The following is a 2,099-nucleotide window of genomic DNA, read 5'->3' as shown; positions in this document are numbered from 1 at the left end:
ATCCAGGCGGGTGCTGCCTTTCGGGCGATCAGCGACCGCATCGGTTTTGCCGAGCTTGCCGGTGTTCGCCGACAGCGTGAAGAATGGGCGCGAGAGGCCTCGCGGCTCTTTGCCCGCGGCGAGATCGAGAAAGGTCTCGACGTTTATGCCCGGCATGGTCACCTTGCCGAGGCGGGCACGCGCGCGGAAACGATCGAGCGGATTGTCGCCGACTGGAGCCAGGCGCGCAGAGAGGCAATCGTTCAATCCGTTTCCGAGGGCAGGGATGGTCGGCTGCGCGGCGACGAACTGCTCGTGCTTGCCCACACCAATGACGATGTCCGCAAGCTCAACGAGGCGCTGCGTGAGGTGATGGCAGGCGAGGGCGCGCTTTCCGACAGCCGCACCTTCCAGACGGCACGCGGGGCGCGGGAGTTCGCCGTCGGCGATCGCATCATCTTTTTGGAGAACGCCCGCTTCCTCGAACCGCGGGCCAGGAGTTATGGTCCGCAATACGTCAAGAACGGCATGCTCGGCACGGTCATCTCCACCGGTGACAAATGTGGCGAAGCGCTGATCTCGGTTCGTCTCGACAATGGCCATAAACTCGTCTTCAGCGAAGACAGCTATCGCAATGTCGATCACGGCTATGCCGCAACGATCCACAAAGCCCAGGGCACCACCGTCGAGCGCACCTTCGTGCTTGCCACCGGCATGATGGACCAACACCTGACCTATGTGGCGATGACCCGCCATCGCGATCGCGTCGATCTTTATGCGGCAAGCGAGGATTTTGAGCCAAGACCGGAATGGGGACGCAGGCCGCGTGTTGATCATGCCGCCGGTGTGACCGGTGAGCTTGTCGAAACCGGAGCGGCCAAATTCCGGCCTGATGATGAGGATGCCGACGACAGCCCCTATGCCGATGTCAGGACCGACGATGGAACCGTCCATCGGCTGTGGGGCGTGAGCCTGCCGAAGGCGCTCGAAGAGGGTGGCATCGCAGAAGGCGACACCGTCACACTGCGCAAGGACGGCGTGGAACGGGTCAAGGTCCAGATTGCCGTTGTCGATGAAGAGACCGGTCAGAAGCGTTACGAGGAGCGGGAGGTCGATCGCAACGTCTGGACGGCGAGGCAGATCGAAACCGCCGAAGCCAGACAGGACCGCATCGAGCGGGAAAGCCATCGGCCGGATCTGTTCAAGCAGCTCGTCGAGCGGCTGTCGCGCTCCGGCGCCAAGACGACGACGCTCGATTTTGCAAGCGAGGCCGGTTATCGGGCCCAGGCGCAAGACTTCGCCCGCCGCCGCGGGCTCGATCATCTCTCGCTGGCTGCGGCCGAGATCGAGGGGGACATCTCGCGGCGCTTTGCGTGGATTGCCGCAAAGCGGGAGCAGGTGGAAAAGCTCTGGGAACGGGCAAGCATGGCGCTCGGCTTTGCGATCGAGCGGGAACGGCGCGTCTCCTATAGCGAGGTGCGAACTGAATCCCAGCCAACTGAATCCCAGCCCCCCTCGGGCGCGAACGCCGGCAAAGCCCGTTATCTGATCCCGCCGACCAGCGACTTCGCCAGAAGCCTCAATGAAGATGCGCGGCTGGCGCAATTGTCATCCCCGGCGTGGAAGGATCGGGAAACGCTGCTGCGACCGGTGCTGGAAAGGATCTATCGCGATCCGGATGGCGCACTTGTCGCCCTGAATGCGCTTGCTTCAGATACCGGCACTGAACCCCGCAGGCTCGCCGACGATCTTGCCGTGAGCCCTGACCGGCTTGGCCGCCTGCGTGGCTCCGAGCTCATCGTCGACGGACGCGCAGAGCGCCAGGAGCGGAATGTCGCCTTGGCGGCTGTGACGGAATTGCTTCCCCTGGCCCGCGCCCATGCGAGCGAGTTCCACAGGAGCGCCGAACGGTTCGAGATCCGTGAGCAGGCGCGTCGCGCGCATATGTCATTGTCGGTCCCGGCACTCTCCGAAGGCGCCATGGCGCGTCTCATGGAGATCGAGGCGGTGCGCAACAGGGGCGGGGACGATGCTTATAAGACCGCCTTTGCCCTTGCCGCGAAGGACCGCACGGTCGTGCAAGAGATCAAGGCGGTCAGCGAGGCGCTGTCTGCCCGCTT

General features: G+C 63.9%; 1 protein-coding gene. It reads left to right on the top strand.

Annotated elements, in window-relative coordinates:
- Positions 1 to 2,099, top strand: a 2,099-nt coding sequence (locus tag PH551_RS32710; protein ID WP_285196400.1) for a BID domain-containing protein, incomplete at both ends; no start/stop codon positions are given.

It is taken from the genome of Rhizobium atlanticum (genome assembly GCF_030182485.1).
Classification (GTDB): domain Bacteria; phylum Pseudomonadota; class Alphaproteobacteria; order Rhizobiales; family Rhizobiaceae; genus Rhizobium.
The sequence above is the reverse complement of the archived record's forward strand: the minus strand, read 5'-3'. Positions and strand labels throughout refer to the sequence as shown.